Annotated in this window: 2 protein-coding genes; one reads left to right on the top strand and one right to left on the bottom strand. The window is 76.9% G+C overall.

Going from position 1 to position 1,340, the window contains the following annotated elements; translation table 11 throughout:
* A partial coding sequence (locus tag ROTAS13_RS24515; protein ID WP_139323568.1) for an aldehyde dehydrogenase family protein occupies positions 1–389 on the top strand: 389 nt, incomplete at its 5' end.
* Between the two features lie 33 nt (positions 390–422).
* On the opposite strand, the gene ROTAS13_RS24510 is transcribed toward ROTAS13_RS24515, so the two are convergent.
* Positions 423–1,151 carry a hypothetical protein gene (locus tag ROTAS13_RS24510; protein ID WP_139323567.1) on the bottom strand — a complete coding sequence of 243 codons (729 nt, stop codon included), beginning with the start codon at positions 1,149–1,151 and terminating at the stop codon, positions 423–425.
* Between the last annotated feature and the right edge of the window lie 189 nt (positions 1,152–1,340).

Here is a 1,340-nt window from a genome sequence, read left to right as displayed (position 1 = left end):
GCGATTCGGGCGAGGAACGCTTCGGCCCCGTGCTTGGCGTGGTGCAATGTGCGGACCTGGACGCGGCGCTCGACTGGCTGCGCGCCCGCCCGGCACCGCTGGCCTTGTCCCTCTTTGGTGCCAGCCGGGGCGAGGAAGCGCGGATCGCAGCGGAAAGCCGCGCCGGGGCCATCGCCTGCGGCCGGGCGCTGGACCATGTGGGCTTCCCCAACCTTCCCTTCGGCGGCGTGGGGGGGTCCGGCCATGGGCGCTATCATGGCGTCGCCGGCTTCGCGGAATTCAGCGACTGGCGCGCCCGGGTGCGGCACGGGCCTTTCGCCCTGGCCCGCCTGCTCGATCCGCCGCGCGGCGATTTCGCGCGGAAGCTGGCCCGCCGCCTCCTGCGCTGAGCGGCCCCGGCGCGCGTCCGGAAGGCCGGGGCCTCAGATCCCCAGCGTCGGAAAGCCCGGAAAGAGCGAGCGGGAGCCGGGTGCGGCGGTGGCGGCCGGGGTCTCGGCGCCGCCGGTTGGACCGGGCGTCGCAGGAGGTGACAGAGGCGCGGTCTCCACCGGCGCGGGGGGCGGAGCGGGCGTGCCGGCCGGGGCGCTTCCCGGCGCGGCGGTGCCGCCCGCTGTCCCCGCCGGCGCCGAGGCCGCCGGCTGCTGCCCCGGCGCCGCGTGCCGGGCCGCGGCCGTGCCTCCGGGCTGCTCGGCCACCGTGTAGTCCGGCACCACCCGCGCCTGGCTGCCGGTGATCACCAGCACCTTCTGCCCGAGGGCCAGCGGCACCTTGTCCACCTGGGTGACGGAAAGCAGGTCCCCGTTCGCCTTGCGGACGATGTACTCATAGCCGTCGGTATCCCCGGCTGCGCGCTCCGCCGCCGAGCCGAGCAGCCCGCCGATCAGCCCGCCGCCGATCGCGCCGAAGGCCCCGGCCGTGCTGCCCTGCCCCACCGTCGAGCCGGCGATGCCGCCCGCCGCGGCGCCCGCCGTCGCCCCCGTCGTGCCATCGGCGCGTATGCCGATCGGGCGCACCCCGGCGATGGTGCCCTGCTCCACCTTGTTCGCCTGCTGCACGGCCCGCGTGGCATAGGTGTCGGGCGTGTAGTCGGCACTGCACCCTGCCAGGAGGAGGGCGAGCGGCAGGGCCGCCCGGGACGTGAGCCGCCGCATCGTCAGCATTCCGGCAGGAAGGCCCATGGCATCCGTCGGTCCATCGTGATCGCGCACCGGCCTCCGCCACCCCGCGACACGCCGGGGCCGGGGGGGGCCGGAAACGGCCCGCACCGGCCGGGCCGCGACACCGCCCCGGCCTCGCCGGGGGTTTCCGGGGGCCGAGGTAAAGCCAGCGGCGCCGTGCCT

It is taken from the genome of Roseomonas sp. TAS13, from assembly GCF_001950415.1.
Taxonomy (GTDB): domain Bacteria; phylum Pseudomonadota; class Alphaproteobacteria; order Acetobacterales; family Acetobacteraceae; genus Roseomonas; species Roseomonas mucosa.
The sequence above is the reverse complement of the archived record's forward strand: the minus strand, read 5'-3'. Positions and strand labels throughout refer to the sequence as shown.